General features: G+C 71.9%; 14 protein-coding genes. 8 read left to right on the top strand and 6 right to left on the bottom strand.

The window, feature by feature from the left end:
- Positions 1–233 precede the first annotated feature (233 nt).
- From ACOADB_RS21785 to ACOADB_RS21775, 3 genes are read right to left on the bottom strand one after another with little or no spacing between them, the layout of a single operon-like run.
- Positions 234–950, bottom strand: coding sequence for an LrgB family protein (locus ACOADB_RS21785; RefSeq protein WP_378603501.1), 717 nt, complete (start codon positions 948–950; stop codon positions 234–236).
- A complete protein-coding gene (locus tag ACOADB_RS21780; RefSeq protein ID WP_378603498.1) occupies positions 947–1,318 on the bottom strand; it encodes a CidA/LrgA family protein in 372 nt (123 codons plus the stop codon). Before ACOADB_RS21780 ends, ACOADB_RS21785 begins: the two co-directional genes overlap by 4 nt.
- Positions 1,315–2,256, bottom strand: a complete 942-nt coding sequence (locus ACOADB_RS21775) for a pirin family protein (protein WP_378603495.1) — start codon at positions 2,254–2,256, stop codon at positions 1,315–1,317. Before ACOADB_RS21775 ends, ACOADB_RS21780 begins: the two co-directional genes overlap by 4 nt.
- A 118-nt stretch (positions 2,257–2,374) precedes the next feature.
- Between ACOADB_RS21775 and ACOADB_RS21770 the strand changes: the two genes are divergently transcribed.
- Together ACOADB_RS21770 and nemA are read left to right on the top strand one after the other, a co-directional pair.
- Entirely contained in the window at positions 2,375–3,442 is a 1,068-nt protein-coding gene (locus tag ACOADB_RS21770) for a glycosyltransferase (protein WP_420281167.1), read from the top strand.
- 45 nt (positions 3,443–3,487) lie between these two features.
- The gene (gene nemA, locus ACOADB_RS21765) at positions 3,488–4,579 is read left to right on the top strand and encodes an N-ethylmaleimide reductase (RefSeq protein WP_378603489.1); all 1,092 of its coding nucleotides are present in this window, start codon (positions 3,488–3,490) and stop codon (positions 4,577–4,579) included.
- Here nemA and mptB read toward each other — a convergent pair.
- Complete coding sequence (gene mptB / locus ACOADB_RS21760; protein WP_378603486.1) at positions 4,555–6,075, bottom strand: polyprenol phosphomannose-dependent alpha 1,6 mannosyltransferase MptB; 1,521 nt, start codon at positions 6,073–6,075, stop codon at positions 4,555–4,557. The two genes, nemA and mptB, sit on opposite strands and share 25 nt — an antisense overlap.
- A 172-nt stretch (positions 6,076–6,247) precedes the next feature.
- Here mptB and ACOADB_RS21755 point away from each other — a divergent pair, with 172 nt between their 5' ends.
- The 6 genes from ACOADB_RS21755 (at position 6,248) to ACOADB_RS21730 (ending at position 13,621) form a co-directional block, all read left to right on the top strand.
- Positions 6,248–6,841, top strand: a complete 594-nt coding sequence (locus ACOADB_RS21755) for an RDD family protein (RefSeq protein ID WP_378603483.1) — start codon at positions 6,248–6,250, stop codon at positions 6,839–6,841.
- 83 nt (positions 6,842–6,924) lie between these two features.
- Positions 6,925–7,392: a nitroreductase family deazaflavin-dependent oxidoreductase gene (locus tag ACOADB_RS21750; protein ID WP_378603480.1), complete on the top strand. Its 468-nt coding sequence runs from the start codon at positions 6,925–6,927 to the stop codon at positions 7,390–7,392.
- A 46-nt stretch (positions 7,393–7,438) separates the two neighbouring features.
- Positions 7,439–9,991, top strand: coding sequence for an AMP-binding protein (locus ACOADB_RS21745; RefSeq protein WP_378603476.1), 2,553 nt, complete (start codon positions 7,439–7,441; stop codon positions 9,989–9,991).
- A complete protein-coding gene (locus tag ACOADB_RS21740; protein WP_378603473.1) occupies positions 9,988–11,007 on the top strand; it encodes an iron ABC transporter substrate-binding protein in 1,020 nt (339 codons plus the stop codon). Before ACOADB_RS21745 ends, ACOADB_RS21740 begins: the two co-directional genes overlap by 4 nt.
- A 62-nt stretch (positions 11,008–11,069) precedes the next feature.
- Positions 11,070–12,572, top strand: coding sequence for an ABC transporter permease (locus ACOADB_RS21735; RefSeq protein WP_378603470.1), 1,503 nt, complete (start codon positions 11,070–11,072; stop codon positions 12,570–12,572).
- Complete coding sequence (locus ACOADB_RS21730) at positions 12,569–13,621, top strand: ABC transporter ATP-binding protein (RefSeq protein WP_378603467.1); 1,053 nt, start codon at positions 12,569–12,571, stop codon at positions 13,619–13,621. The genes ACOADB_RS21735 and ACOADB_RS21730 overlap by 4 nt, the downstream gene beginning before the upstream one ends.
- 5 nt (positions 13,622–13,626) lie before the next feature.
- On the opposite strand, the gene ACOADB_RS21725 is transcribed toward ACOADB_RS21730, so the two are convergent.
- Both ACOADB_RS21725 and ACOADB_RS21720 read right to left on the bottom strand, forming a co-directional pair.
- The gene (locus tag ACOADB_RS21725; protein ID WP_378603464.1) at positions 13,627–14,676 is read right to left on the bottom strand and encodes an LD-carboxypeptidase; all 1,050 of its coding nucleotides are present in this window, start codon (positions 14,674–14,676) and stop codon (positions 13,627–13,629) included.
- Positions 14,677–14,936: 260 nt separating this feature from the next.
- On the bottom strand, positions 14,937–15,498 hold a 562-nt coding region (locus ACOADB_RS21720), incomplete at its 5' end, for a hypothetical protein (protein WP_378603461.1).

The raw sequence follows: 15,498 nt of genomic DNA, 5'->3' as shown, positions 1-15,498 counted from the left end.
CGTTCGTACGCCGTGAAGGCCATCGCGTTCAGCTCTGCGGCGACCTTCTCGATCCGGCTGATCGCGGCCTCGACCGCTTCGGAGGCGGAGACCTTGCCGGCACCGAGGTGCTCGGCGAGGCCGACCGCGTCCAGGTCGCCGAGGGCGTCGTCGGTGAAGGCGTGGACTCGCGTCGTCATGGGTCGAGACCGTAGCCGCCGGATGGTCGCGGTGCGACCAGTTCAGGGACGGGGTCAGAAGAGCCAGATCGCGAGCACCGGGACCAGCAGGCTGATCGCGAGCGCAGAGAGTCCCATCGCCAGGCCGGCGAACGCCCCCTCCGTCTCGTCCTCGCGGAGCATCCGGGAGGCGCCGACGCCGTGCGAGACCGCGCCGACGGCGAGGCCGCGCGCCCGGCGGTCGCGGATCCGGAGGACGTCGAGCACCGCCGGTCCGGCGATGGCACCGACGATCCCAATGATGATCGCGAACACCGCCGCCAGGGGCGGGATGCCACCGAGCGCATCGGTGACGGCGATCGCCACGGGGGTCGTGGCAGCCTTGGTGGCCAGGGTCCGTTCGAGATCGTCCCCGGCGCCGAGAGCACGCGCGAGCAGCACCGCGGACACGATCGACACGACGGCACCGACCACGATCGCCACCAGCATCGGGACGACGAAGCCCTTGAGCCGTGCAGCCTGGCGGTGCAGCGGGACCGCGAGGGCGACGGTCGCCGGCCCCAGCCAGAAGGCAATCAGCTCGGTGGCCCGGCGGTAGTCGGGGTAGTCGACGTCCAGCGCGGTGATGGCCACGCCGACGATAACGATGGTCACCAGTACCGGCTGGACCAGGGCGTGCCCGCCGGAGCGGACCTGCAGCCACCGGCCGAGCTGGTAGCCGCCGAGGGTCACGGCGAGGAGGGCGAGCGGCGAGCGCGCGACCTCGAGGGCCTGGTCGAGGGCCGCGTTCACACGGTGCCCAGGTCGTCGCGGGGGCGGCCGAGGAGCCGCTCCAGCGCCACCGCGGTCCAGCCGACCGCGGCCAGGCCGAGCAGCCACGAGCCGAGCATCGCCACCCCGATCGGCAGCGCCTCGCGCCCGATCAGCCCGAGGTAGAGGACCACTCCGACACCGGCCGGCACGAAGAAGAGCTGCAGGTGCCGCAGCAACGCGGAGCCGGCGCGCACGATCGAGCCCTGGTCGTCGTACCGACGCAGACGGAGGAAGCAGAACAGCAGCAGCATGCCGACGACCGGCCCCGGGACGGACAGGTCCGCGACACGGGCCACGAACTCGCCGAGGAGCTGGAACGCGACCAGCCAGGTGAGTCCGGCAATCAACGACGTTCCTTGAGGCGCACGTTGGGCAGCACGGGCGCGGGGATCGGCTTCAGCGGCTGGTCGGGTACGACGCCGAAGCGCCCTGCTGCGACGAGGCGGCTGTCGCCCACGATCTCGCCGGCGGCGTCGGTGATCTGCGCCTGCCAGTCGTCCCGGAAGCCCGCGACCTCCTCGTGGGTGCGGCCGACGAAGTTCCACCACATCACGATGGGCTCGCCGAACGGCGGGCCGCCGAGCAGCAGCAATCGGGCACCCTCGGCACCAGCGACCAGACGGACCTGCGCGGCGCCGGGGGCGAGGTAGGCGAGGTCGGCCCGGGCCGCGTCGACGCCGTCGACGGACACCGATCCGAGGTCGACGAGGACCCCGTGCTCGAAGGTCTCGTCGACCGGAACGTCCAGGCTGGCGCCGGGATCGAGGACCAGCTCGGCGCCCAGCAACGGGGTGAAGGTGGTGACGGGCGACGTGTCCCCGAGCGCCGAGCCGAGGAACACGCGGGCGCGCCAGCCCGCTCCCGTGATCTCGGCAGGTGCGTGGTGCTGGAAGCCCGGGGCGGTGTGGCGGTCGGCGTCCGGCAGGGCGACCCAGAGCTGGGCGCCGTGCAGCACCGACGTCTCCGGCGTGGACACCTCGGAGTGGCTGATCCCCTGCCCGGCGGTCATCAGGTTGACCTCGCCGGGCCGGACCATCGCCACGTTGCCGGCGCTGTCGCGATGCTCGATCTCGCCGGTGAACAGCCAGCTCACGGTCTGCAGTCCGGTGTGCGGGTGCGGCGCGACCTCCATGCCGCCGGACTCACTGACCGCGTCCGGGCCGTAGTGGTCGAGGAAGCACCAGGCGCCGATCAGCGACCGTTCCCGCTGCGGCAGCGTGCGTCGTACCGTCATCGCCCGAGGCCCGCCCAGCGGAACCTCCCGGGGCGTCATCAACTCGACCATGCCCTTCATCTTTCCGCGCTCGTCAACCACAGGTGGGCCCGGGTTCACCGGGAGCGGGGAAGGTGGCAACGTGCGGATCGCTCAGCTGGCCAACTTCGTCGGGTCGACCTCGGGAGGGATGCGGACCGCGCTCGAGCACCTCGGGCGGGGCTACGTCGCCGCCGGGGCCGAGCGCCTCCTGGTGATCCCCGGCCCGGTCGACGCCATCCTCGAGACCGACCTGGGCGACGTCGTCCAGGTGCGCGCACCCCGGGTCGGCGGCGGCTACCGCCTGATCGTCGAACCGTGGCGGGTCACCGACGTCCTCGAGCAGTGGAGGCCGACCAGCGTCGAGTGGAGCGACAAGCTCACCCTGTTGCCGGTGGCGTGGTGGGCCGGGCGCAAAGACGTGCGCAGCGTGCTGCTGTCGCATGAACGCCTGGGCGACATGTTCGCGATGAGGACCGGCTTCGACACGACGTCCAAGGTCTCCATCGGCCTGCTCAACCGCCTGCTCGTCCGCAGCTTCGACACCCTCGTCGTGACCTCGCGCTACGCCGAGGGCGAGTTCCGCACGGTCGCGGACTCCGCCGGCTGCCCGGTGGAACGGGTCCCGCTGGGGGTGGACCTCGAGACCTTCCGGCCCGCTGTGGGACGCGCCGGGGGCGGCCAGGAGCTCCGCCTGGTGCACGCGGGTCGGCTCTCCCGGGAGAAGTCCCCGCACCTGGCCGTCGCTACCGCCGTCGAGCTGCACCGCCGCGGCGTTCCGGTCCGGCTCGACGTGTACGGCGACGGGCCGCACCGCGACGAGCTGGAGGAGATCGCCGCGGGCTCACCCGTCCACTTCCACGGGTACGTCGATGGGCGGGCCACGTTGCGCGACCGGCTCGCTGCCGCCGACATCTCCCTGTCGGTGTGCCCGGGCGAGACGTTCGGGCTGGCAGTCCTGGAGGCGCTGGCGTGCGGGACGCCCGTGGTCACCGCCGACCGGGGCGGGGCCCGGGAGCTGGTCACCGACGCCTGTGGAGCGTGGGCCGCACCCGAAGCGGGCGCCCTGGCGGATGCCGTCGTGGGTCTCGCGGCGCGCCCGCAGGCCCGGGTGCGCCGGGCAGCCCGCCTCCGCGCCGAGACCTTCACGTGGTCGAGCACCGTGGACCGGATGCTGGCCATCCACGCCGGCGACCGGGCCGGCGTGCTCAGCGCCTGAGGCTCCTCCCGGAATACCCACCGGCGGGGACCTGTTGCCGTTCGAGTGACCTCACTCTTCGACCCGCTCAGCATCGGCACGACCACGCTGGCGAACCGCGTCCTGATGGCCCCGCTGACCCGGATGCGCGCGACGCCCGGGATCGACGTCCCGAACGACCTGGTCGTGGAGTACTACCGGCAGCGCGCGGGAGCGGGCCTGATCATCTCGGAGGGCACCCAGATCTCGCCGATCGGCAAGGGCTACATGGACACCCCGGGCATCTACAGCCCGGAGCAGGTCGAGGGCTGGCGCAAGGTCACCGACGCCGTGCACGCCGAGGGTGGCCGGATCGCGGCCCAGATCTGGCACGTCGGCCGGGTGTCGCACGAGTCGTTCCACGACGGCGCCCTGCCGGTGTCGGCGTCCGCACTGCCGTACCGCAACCGCGCCACGATCAAGGGCGAGGACGGCCGGCCGCTGCGCGCGGACTGCCCGACGCCGCGGGCCCTCAGCGTCGAGGAGATCGCCGAGACCGTCGAGGACTACCGCCGTGCGACCGCGAACGCCCGGGAGGCCGGCTTCGACCTGGTCGAGCTGCACGGCGCGCACGGCTACCTGATCCACCAGTTCCTCAGCGAGCAGAGCAACCACCGCACCGACGAGTACGGCGGCTCCCAGGACAACCGCGCCCGCTTCCCGCTCGAAGCCCTCGACGCAGCCATCGACGCGTGGGACGCCGAGCACGTCGGCATCCGGATCTCCCCGCAGGGCTCGTTCAACGGGCTCGATGACGACGACCTGCCGATGGCGCTGCACCTCGCCGCCGAGTTCTCGCGCCGGAACCTCGCCTTCCTGCACCTCTCCGAGCCGGACTGGGCCGGCGGCCCGGTGATCGACGACGAGTTCCGCAAGCAGCTGCGCGCCGTGTTCAGCGGGGTCATCGTCGGCGCCGGGAACTACACGACCGACAAGGCCGAGCGGCTGCTCGCCGCCGGGCTGATCGACGCTGCTGCGTTCGGTCGGCCCTTCATCGCCAACCCCGACCTGCCCGAGCGGTTCCGGATCGGCGCCGAGCTCAACGAACCCGACGGAGCCACCTTCTACGGCGGTGGCGCCCAGGGCTACACCGACTACCCGGCGCTGGCCGCCGGCTGATCCGGGCGGACGGCGGGCGCCAGGGGCGCCACGATCCGGGCCAGTCGCTCCCGCGCGACGCGGGTCAGCAGCAGCACCGGCATCAACAGCGCGACGGTCATCGCTCCGATCACGATCGCGTAGTAGGCGCCGTGCAGTGACGAGTCGAGCGGCGCGACCAGTCCGAGCAGCAGCGACACCGCCACCAGGGCGCCCATCGCGTGCCGGGGCAGGCGCTGGGTCGCAAGGAACGGCGGCAGCATCAGGAAGTACCAGAGGTGCACCACCGGCGACAGCAGCACGAAGGCCGCCGTCGTCATCGCGACGGCACCGAGGGCCGCGGCTCGCGAACCGGTCCGCCCGCGCAGCACCATCCAGGCACCGACACCGAGCGCGACCAGCAGGCCCACGGCCCGCACCAGGTCGCGGAACAACGCCGGGTCCGTCCCCAGACCCAGATGAAGCGCACCCCAGTCCAGGACGCCACCCACCAGGGTGGTCGCCGAGAGGGGGGTGTTGACCTCGCCGGGGACGGTGAGGGCCCGTACCCAGCCGGTCCCGAGCCCGGTGACCAGGCCCAGTCCCACGAGCGTTCCGACGGACACCGCGGCAACGGCCGCGAGGCGTCGTACCCGGGGCAGCAGGGCTGCTCCCGCCGGGAGGGAGACGATCACGATGCCGACGGCCACCAGGCCGCCCGGCACCTTCACACCAGCCGCGACCCCGGCGAGCATCGCTCCCCAGACCCAGCCGCGTTCGACGGCGATGACCAGCGCAGCGGCCATCAGGCCGACCATGAGCAGGTCGTTGTGCAGACCGGCGACACCGTTGGCCATCATCAACGGCGAGACCAGGACGAGCGCCGAGGCCACCGCAGGGTTGGCCCCGGTCCAGCCGGCGAGGCGGGGAACGGCCCACGCCAGCAGCGCGAGGCCGACCAGGGCGATGCAGCGGTGTGCGATCACCAGCATCCACGGGTTGCCCGTGGTGCCGGCTGCCAGCGCGCCGAAGAAGACGGGCACCGGCCCGTACGGCGTCGCGGTGTCCCACCACAGCGGGTCGACCGCCTGCACGATCGGCGGTCCGGTGATCCAGGGCCACGGGATGAAGTCGGCGGGAGCGAGCGCGCCGGGTCCCCAGTCGTACGGCGACAGTCCGACCCTCGCGAGCATGCCCTGGGCGGCGTACGACCAGCCGTCCCGCGAGAACAGCGGCGGCGCCAGCACCAGCGGGGCACACCAGGCGGCCGTGGCGAACCGGACGAGGGCCACGCCTTCGGCCGGATCGACGGTGTCCCTGTCTCCGACGGCGACCGTGCGACACAGGCGCAGCCAGGCATTGGCCAGTAGGCCGAGGCCGGCGAGAACGACCACCAGGCCGGCCATCCGACCGATCTCCAGGCCGCGCAGCACGTCGAGCGGACCCACATCGAGGACGGGGGTGCTCGGAGGAAGGGTGGCGGTGACGAGGCCACCGAGGAGTACCAGCACCCCACCCAGGAGCCCGCGCGTGATCACGATCGGACGGTAGCCACGACGGTTGTCGGCGGGGCGGCGATTGTCGGACGGTGGGTTGAACGGGCCGACAACAGGGCAAGAACGCGCGTGCCCCTGCTCGGGAGGCCTGATTTGCCCTAGATTGCTGACATTCCCCGGTGCGGTCGCGCACCACCTGACTGAAGGAGGACCCATGTCCTACAACCAGCCGCCGCCTCCTCCGGGAGGCCCCGGAGCCCCGCCGCCGCCTGGTGGTGGATATGGCGGTGCCCCGCAGTTCGGTGCCCCGGCCGGCGTTCCCCGTCCTGCCGAGCTCCTCAACCGCTTCCTGGCCCGGCTGATCGACCACGTGATCCTCGGTGTGGTCTTCGTGCCGATCTACTTCATCCTGAGCGCGATCATCTACTCGGGCTTCAGCACGTCCTTCGGCGAGTACTTCATCTTCTACACGCTGACGGCCGTCCTGCAGGCCGCTCTCTACCTCGGCTACTTCTCCCTGCTGGAGTCGAACCGTGGCCAGACCGTCGGCAAGATGCTCCTGAAGCTGCGCACCTACGGCCCCGACGGCGTGAGCAACCCGACGATGGAGCAGGCGGCCAAGCGCAACGCCTACTCCGCGCTCGGCATCCTCAGCATCATCCCGTTCATCGGCTGGTTCTTCCTCGGCTGGGCCGCTCCGATCGCGGCGATGATCTTCATCGCGGTGACGCTCAACAGCGACCAGCCCAACCACCAGGGCTGGCACGACAAGTTCGCCGGCGGCACCCGGGTCCTCCAGATCGGCTGACCCTGCCGCACCTCGCAAGGGGCGTCCTCCCTCCGGAGGGCGCCCCTTCGGCGTACCCACGCCGAGCGTCCTAGGCTGCGGCCATGGGAATCCTCACTCCAGTCGCGATCAAGATCGGCTCCCAGACGTGGATGCCGAAGCTGCTGCCACAGGTCACCTGGACCGACTCCCACCTCCAGCGGCTCACCCGCGGGCGCCTGAGCCTGCTGGACATCGCCGGGCTGCCGAACCTGATGCTGACCGTCGTGGGCCGCAAGTCGGGCATCCCGCGGTCGACACCCCTGCTCTGCGTGCCCTGGCGGGGCGGCTGGCTGATCGCCGGTTCGCACTTCGGCGCACCCAAGGCGCCGGTGTGGACGCACAACCTCCGCGCGGCGGACACGGTCGAGGTCGCCTACCGGCGCCGCCAGTACACCTGTACCTGGCGCGAGCTGACCGACGCCGAGAAGGACAAGGCATGGGCCCACATGCTGACGGTCTGGCCCAACTACGCGAAGTACACCGAGTGGACCGACCGGGTGATCCCGGTCTTCCTGCTCAGTCCCATGTGAGGACAGGCATACCCAACTGAGGCCAACCTTGCCTTACCCTTCACGGGTGGGGGAAGGCACCGCAGTCACACAGGTCGAGCACCCGGTCCTCGCGACCGGGTTCGCCGTCGACCTCGCGCGCCACGGCGACCGTCCCGCCCTGCACACGGCGGACGGCAGCATCAGCTACGCCACCCTGGCTCGCCGCGTCGCGGCGGCCCGCACCGGGCTCGACGCCCTGGCCGGCCCGACCCGCCAGCTCGTCCGGTTGAGCCCGGCCCCCACGGTCGACTTCGTCGTGGCCTGGCTGGCCTCGCTGTCCGGCGGGCACGCCACCCTGCTGACGCACAACGACGGCCTCGCCCGGGCCTACACCTCCTCCATCGAGTACGACGACCGCGAGTGGCGTCCGACAGGCGCTCCGGCGCCCGCCCTCCACCCCGACCTGCGCCTGCTGCTCAGCACGTCCGGCTCGACCGGGTCACCCAAGCTCGTGCGCCTGTCGCAGGCCAACCTCGACGCCAACGCGACCGCCATCGCGTCGTACCTCGGCCTGCGCAGCGACGACGTCGCGGTCACCACGCTGCCGCTCGACTACTGCTACGGCCTGTCGGTCCTGCACAGCCACCTCGCGGTCGGGGCATCCCTGATGCTCGACGACAGGTCGGTCACCGACCCGGGCCTGTGGGCCGATGCCCGCGACCGCGGCGTGACGTCGTTCGCCGGCGTCCCGTACACCTTCGACCTGCTCGGCGCGGCCGGCTGGCCCGAGCTCCCGGCACTGCGCCAGGTCACCCAGGCCGGCGGCCGGATGGCGCCCGAGCGGGTCACCGCACTGGCCGAGCAGGGCCGCATCGAGGGCTGGGACCTGTTCGTCATGTACGGCCAGACCGAGGCGACCGCACGGATGGCCTACCTGCCGCCGGCCCTCAACCTGACCCATCCGGCGGCGGTCGGCGTCGCGGTTCCCGGCGGCGCCTTCCGGATCGATCCGGTGGACGGCACCGAGCCCGGCGTCGGCGAGCTCGTCTACTCCGGTCCGAACGTGATGATGGGCTACGCCGAGTCCCCGGCCGACCTGGCACTGGGCCAGGGCAGCCAGGAGCTGCGCACCGGCGACCTCGCCCGGATCACCGACGGGCTCGTCCAGATCGTCGGTCGTCGCTCACGCTTCGCGAAGGTGTTCGGCGAACGCATCGACCTGGACCGGGTGCAGACCCTGCTGTGCCTCGGCGGCCACGACGTGGCCTGCGCGGAAGCCGCCGACGGCTCCGGACTGGTGGTGGCGGTGCCCGGTCCGTCCGACGCCCTCACCCTCGACGAGGTGCGCGCGGCGACGGCCGCCGACACCCGGTTGCCCGGTCACGCGATCCGCGTCGTACCGATCGACGACCTGCCCCGGTTGCCGAACGGCAAGGTCGACCAGCAGGCCGTCGCCCGCCTCGAGGTGCCCGAGGTCGTCGACCAGGGCACGGCCGCCACCTCGATCGCCCGCCTCTACGAGCGGATCCTCGGAGCCGGCCCGGTCGGGCCCGACGACTCCTTCGTCGGCCTCGGCGGCGACTCCCTGTCCTACGTCGAGCTCTCGCTCCGTCTCGAGCGACGGATCGGCCGACTGCCTGCCGACTGGCCGCGTCGCTCCATCGAGGACCTCGCCACCCTGCTGGGCAACGCCGACCACCCGCGTCGCCGGGGCTGGGCACGCATCGACACGACGATCGCGCTGCGTGCCGCCGCCATCGTCTTCATCGTCGGCACCCACACGAACCTGTGGCTGCTCTACGGCGGTGCCCACGTGCTCCTCGCCGTCGCCGGCGCCAACTTCGCCCGCTTCCACCTCGCCGACGAGAGTCCGCGCGACCGGGTGCGCCGGGTGTTCCGCGCCACCAGCCGGGTCGTCGTACCGGCTGTCCTGTGGATCGGCGCGGTGTCGCTGGTGACGGGCGAATACCCGTGGCGCAGCGTGTTCCTGCTCAACGACGTGCTCGGCACCCGGACGTGGTCCGAGCCGGCCTGGCACTACTGGTTCATCGAAGTCATCGTGCTCTTCGCGGTCGGTGCCGGACTGCTGATGGCGATCCCGCGCGTGATGGCGCTCGAGCGCCGGCACCGCTTCGCACTCGCCGCCGGTCTCACCGCCCTGGCGCTCCTCCCGCGCTTCTGGGCCACCGTGTCGTCGTACGACGGCGACGTGATCCACTCCTCGACCTTCGTCGCGTGGCTCTTCCTCGGCGGGTGGGCGGCGTCGGTCGCCCGGAATGCGCCCCAGCGACTCCTCGTCACCACCCTGCTGCTGGCGGGCGCCTTCGACCTCACCGGTGACGTCGCCCGCGACCTGATGATCGCCGGCGGCGTGCTCCTGCTGGTGTGGGTGGCGACGGTGCCGTGGCCACGGGTCCTGGTCGGCCTGACCGGAACGATCGCCAGCGCCTCGCTCTACGTCTACCTCACCCACTGGCAGATCTACCCCCACCTGGAGCACCGCTGGCCGCTCGCCGGACTGCTGGTCTCCCTCGCCGCCGGCGTCCTCACGTGGCACCTGGTGAACCGGGCCACCGCGCTGGCCGCCCGGCGCTCTCACTACGCTCCCCATCGAACCGAACGACAGGAATCCCGATGAAGAACCGCCTGCTGCGCGCCGGTCTCGGCCTCGCCGCCGTCACGCTCGTCGCTCCGATGCTCGCTGCCTGCAGCGGTGACGACGACGAGCCCAAGCTGGTCATCTACAACGCCCAGCACGAGCCGCTGCTCAAGGAGCTGGCCCCGGCGTTCACGAAGGAGACCGGCATCGAGGTCGAGCTCCGCAACGGCAAGGACCTCGAGCTCTCCAACCAGCTCGTCCAGGAGGGCGACGCGTCGCCGGCCGACGTGTTCCTCACCGAGAACTCCCCCGCCATGTCGCAGGTCGAGGCAGCCGGCCTGTTCGAGAAGCTGCCCGCCGACCTGGTGGCGCCGATCCCCGCGCAGTACCGCCCCCGCAGCGGCCTGTGGACCGGTTTCGTGGCGCGCTCGACGGTGCTCGTCTACAACACCGACAAGGTCCAGCCGTCCGACCTCCCGGCCTCGCTCCTCGACCTGGCGAAGCCCGAGTGGAAGGGCCGCCTGTCCTTCTCCCCGACCGGCGCCGACTTCCAGGCGATCGTCGCCGCGGTCCTCGAGCTCGAGGGTGCGGAGGCCACGAAGGCGTGGCTCGAGGGCATCAAGGAGAACGGCAAGGTCTACGACGGCAACAACCTCGTGCTGGAGGCCGTCGACTCCGGTGAGATCGAGGTCGGCATCGTCTACCACTACTACTGGGAGCGCGACCACAAGGAGAACGGCGACGTCTCCGACAACAGCGAGCAGTACTACTTCACCAAGCAGGACCCCGGCGCGTTCGTGAGCGTCTCCGGTGCGGGCGTCCTGAAGTCCAGCGACATGAAGGACGAGGCCGAGCAGTTCATCGAGTTCCTGGTGAACGAGAAGGGCCAGCAGGTGCTCGCCGACAGCTATGCGCTGGAGTACCCGCTCAACCCGGCCGTGCAGCTCGAGGGCGTGGCCAAGCCGTTCAGTGAGCTCCAGCCGCCGGAGATCAATGTCTCCGACCTCGACGCGAAGGCCACCTTCGCGCTCATGACCGAGGTCGGATTCTTCTGAGCACGGACCAGGCCCAGCGACCCCCCGTGGCCGGCAGGCCGCGGGGGGTTGCTGCGCCTGCCTTGCCCCTCCTCGTCGTCGGACTCCTGATCGCGGCGCTGACCCTGGTGCCGCTCGGGTACGTCCTGTGGACCACCGCCGAGCTCGGCCGCGACGAGGCCACGAACTTCCTGTGGCGGCCCCGGATCGGCGAGCTGCTCTGGAACACCACCCGCCTGCTGGTGGCGGGCGTGTTCACCAGCGTCGTCGTCGGCGTGGCCGGGGCGTGGGTGGTCGAGCGCACCGACGTACCGGCGCGGGTGTGGTGGCACGGCCTGCTCTGCGCGCCCCTGGCGGTCCCGGCGTTCGTCAACGGCTACGGCTGGGTCTCGCTGACCCACGACGTGCAGTCGTTCCCGGGCGCGGTGATGGTCGTGACGCTGTCGTACTTCCCGCTCGTCTACCTCCCGACCGTCGCCGCGCTGCGCCGCCTCGACCCCGCCGTCGAGGAGGTCGCCACCGCGCTCGGCAAGGGGCCTTGGCAGGTCTTCTTCCGGGTCACCCTGCCGGCGATCAGCCCGGCCGTGCTGGGCGGTTCGCTCCTCGTGGGCCTGCACCTGCTGGCCGAGTACGGCGCCCTGCAGCTGCTCAACTACCCGACCCTGACGACCGCGATCCTCCAGCAGTACGCCACGGTCTTCAACGGGCCGGAAGCCACCCTGCTCGCCCTCGTCCTCGTGGTCTTCTGCCTGCTCCTGCTCGGCATCGAGCTGCTCCTGCGCGGCCGGGGTTCGCGGGCGCGCGTCGGGTCCGGCACCAACCGCCAGTTCGCCCCGATCCGTCTCGGCCGACACAAGCCGTGGGTCGTCGGCTCGCTCGCCCTGCTGGCCGTGTGGGCCCTCGGCGTCCCGCTGGGCAGCCTCGCCCGCTGGCTGGCGCGCGGCACCTCCGCCGGTGTCGACATGAGTGAGCTGACCGGCGCCCTCTGGTCGACGCTGATGCTCGCCGTCCTCGGCGGTGCCCTGGCGACCGCCGCGGCCATCCCGGTCGTGTGGCTGGCCGTGCGGCACCGCAGCCTGCTGACCACCAGCATCGAACGCAGCGTCTACACCGCGAGCGCGATGCCCGGCATCGTGATCGCGCTGGCGCTGGTGACCGTGTCGATCCGCGTGGTCCCGTCGGTCTACCAGACCCTCGGGCTGCTGCTGATCGGTTACCTGATCCTGTTCCTGCCCCGTGCCGTGGTCAGCGTCCGGGCCACCTTCGAGCTGGTGCCCCCCGGCATCGAGGAGGTCGGGCGCAGCCTGGGCTGCACCGGTCCCGAGGTCGCGCGCCGCGTCACGCTGCCCCTCGTCGTACCCGGCCTCGCGGCGGCTGCGGCACTCGTCGCGCTGGCCGTCTCCACCGAACTCACGGCCACCCTGCTGCTCGCCCCGATCGGCACCGATACGCTCGCCACCGAGTTCTGGTCCGATGCCTCCTCGATCGCCTACGGTGCCGCGGCGCCGTACGCGCTGGCCTTGATCCTGCTCTCCGTTCCGTCCACCTGGCTGCTGGCCCGGCTGAGCATGAGGAGCCGTTCGTGACCACCCCGATGAGCGCGGCCCTGGAGATCCGCGGCCTCGAAGCGGGGTACGGCGGCGCCCCCGTCCTGCACGGCCTCGACCTCGTCGTGCCCGGCGGAGTGACCTCGATCCTCGGGTCGTCGGGCTGCGGCAAGACCACCCTGCTGCGTGCCGTCGCCGGCTTCGTCCGGCCCTCCGGCGGCAGCATCACCGTCGCCGGCACCGAGGTGGTCGGCGGTCGCCGCGTCGTGCCCGCCCGCCAGCGCGGACTCGGCTACGTGCCGCAGGAAGGCGCACTGTTCCCGCACCTGACCGTCGCGCGCAACGTCGCCTTCGGCCTCCCCCGCGCCGAGCGGCGCGACGCCCACGGTCGCGTGGCCGAGGCTCTCGAGCTGGTGGAGCTGGCACCCGAGCTCGCCGGCCGGTTCCCGCACGAGCTCTCGGGTGGTCAACAGCAGCGGGTGGCACTGGCCCGCGCCCTGGCGCCGCGTCCGAAGCTGGTCCTGCTCGACGAACCGTTCTCCTCCCTCGACGCGTCGTTGCGCGAAGAGACCGGCCGGGCCGTCGTCCGCGCCCTGCGGGCCGCGGATGCTGCCGCCGTCCTGGTCACCCACGACCAGGGCGAGGCATTGTCGCTCGCTGACCAGGTCGCCGTGATGGTGGACGGCCAGTTCCTCCAGGTCGCGGCGCCCACGACGGTCTACCTCGAGCCCGCCGATCCGCGCGTCGCGTCCTTCATCGGCCACGCGTCCCTGCTGCCCGGCCACGTCGACGCGTCCGGCACCGGCCATTGCGCACTCGGCACCGTGTCCACGCAGTCCCCCGTCGGGTCGGGCGGTGCAGCGCAGTTCGCGGTCCGGTCCGAGCAGCTGCAGATCCGGCCCGCCGACGGCGACGGCACCCCGGGCGAGGTGCTCGACGTCAGCTTCTTCGGCCACGACGCGACCATCCGGGTCCGCCTCGAGTCCGGCGAGCACGTCGCAGCGCGGACGCCGGCCGACTCCGTGCCGCTGGCCGGGGACCGGGTCCGGGTCGGCGTGGTCGGCCACGTCGTGACCTTCCCCGCCTGAGCCTCTCAGGCGTAATCGGCCCAGACCCGCTGCTCGACACCGTCGACGGTCACCTCGCCGCCGTGCGGCACGATCCACTGCGGCCGCGTGTGCCCGAACGGGACGCCGACACACACGACCGCGTCCGGGTTGTAGCGGGCCACCTCGGCGACGACCGCATCGCGTTGCGCGGCCCGGAGCTGGACACGCTCCTCGGGCGCGGGCTGGACGACGAAGTCCGAGACCGGTGGGCGGGCCACCAGCACCGCATCGACCGCGGCGAGCACGCCGCGCTCCCCCAGCGCCCGCACGATCCAGCCCACCTCACGGGCGGGGAGCAGCTCCTCGGAGGCTTCCAGCAGGAGTACGCCGCCGTCGAGCTCCTCGGGCCCGGCCCGGAACCGTCCGGCGGTGAACAGCTGCGGGAGCACCTCGAAGCAACCGCCCCAGGTCGGGCCGGTCACGGCACGCTGCGGCCCGAACCACTCCCACGGCTCGGTGGGCTCCCGGTCGCCGTACTCGCTCAAGGCGAGGGGGTCGTCCCACCCCAAGCCGATGTCCTGCGACCAGTCCGGGCGGGTGAGCTCGATCCGTTCGCCGGTCAGCAGTGCGGCACGGAGCGCGGCTGCGTGGATGTCGTCGACGGCAGGCCCGGGGCCCAGGTGGACCTGGGTGGATCCGCCGTAGAAGCTGGCGATCCCCGCGGCCCACAGCCACTGGTGGAGGTGGGTGTTGTCGCTGTACCCGAGGAACGGCTTCGGGTCGGCGCGCGCGAGACCGGCGTCGAGGTGCGGGATCACCGTGATCTGGTCGAATCCGCCGACCACCGCATGGATGGCCCGGATCGTCGGGTCCGCGAAGGCCGCGTTGATGTCGGCTGCCCGCGCCTCGGGACTCGCACCGACCTGACGGGTGGTCGGGAACTCCACCGGCACCAGGCCGGTCACCTCAGCGAGCCGGACCATCGCCTGCTCGTGGATCTCCGGAAAGGCGCCAGCCGCTGCGAACGACGGCGACAGGACGGCGATCCGGTCCCCCGGACGGGCCTTGGGCGGGTGGACCAGTTCGCGACTCATGGCTCCAGTCAAGCATCGGGTACGACGAAACCCCGACCGCTTTTCCGGCTCACCAGCCCCACTGCTCGGGACCGAACCGACCCCACGCCACGAACAGGCATGCGGCCATGAAGAGCAGGTCGCCGACGAGGGCGCCGTACTCACCCCGCCGCAGCCGGGTCAGGTCTGCTCCCTGCCAAGGGCGCCGGTGTGGCGCCCGAACACCCACGAGACACCGCGGGAGCCCGACGCGTGACAGGGAGCAGACCGGCGAACCAGCGTCAGCAGACCAGCGTCAGGAAGAACGCGCTGTCGACCGGTGCGTTGGACGGCAGCCGCACCTGCACGGTCGCCTGGGGAAGGTTGGGGGCGACGGTGATGGACACCAAGGCGTTCGGCACGATCACGTCGCCACTGATCGCTCCGGGAGACCCGGTGATCGCGCAGCTGCGGATGTCCGCGATGCCGGTGAGGACGTAGAGGCCGGCGCTCAGCCTCGAGGCGGTCGCCGTGCCGAGGTCGACGACGCCGGTGCTCTTGACGTGGACCTTGTGCACGACGGGCACGACCACCGGCTCGGGTTCGGGAACTGCCTCCCAGGCCACGGTGCCGTTGCCCTGGTTGGTCAGCACCTGACCGTCACCGCCACCCACGCCACTGATCCCGGCAGCGGAGACCAACGTCGAGTAACCGGTGATCTTCACGCCCAGCGTGACCGCGGCAAGGCTCGAGTTCGTCACGACGACCTTGTTCGAGTTGCCGACGTTGACCTTCACCGTCCCGGCACCTGACCCGCCAGCAGCCCACGACACCGTCGTGGGCGACCCGTTGCCCGGCTCCCCG

The sequence above is a fragment of the Nocardioides sp. CPCC 206348 genome (genome assembly GCF_048654705.1).
Lineage (GTDB): Bacteria > Actinomycetota > Actinomycetes > Propionibacteriales > Nocardioidaceae > Nocardioides.
This window is presented reverse-complemented; position numbering and strand designations above follow the sequence as displayed.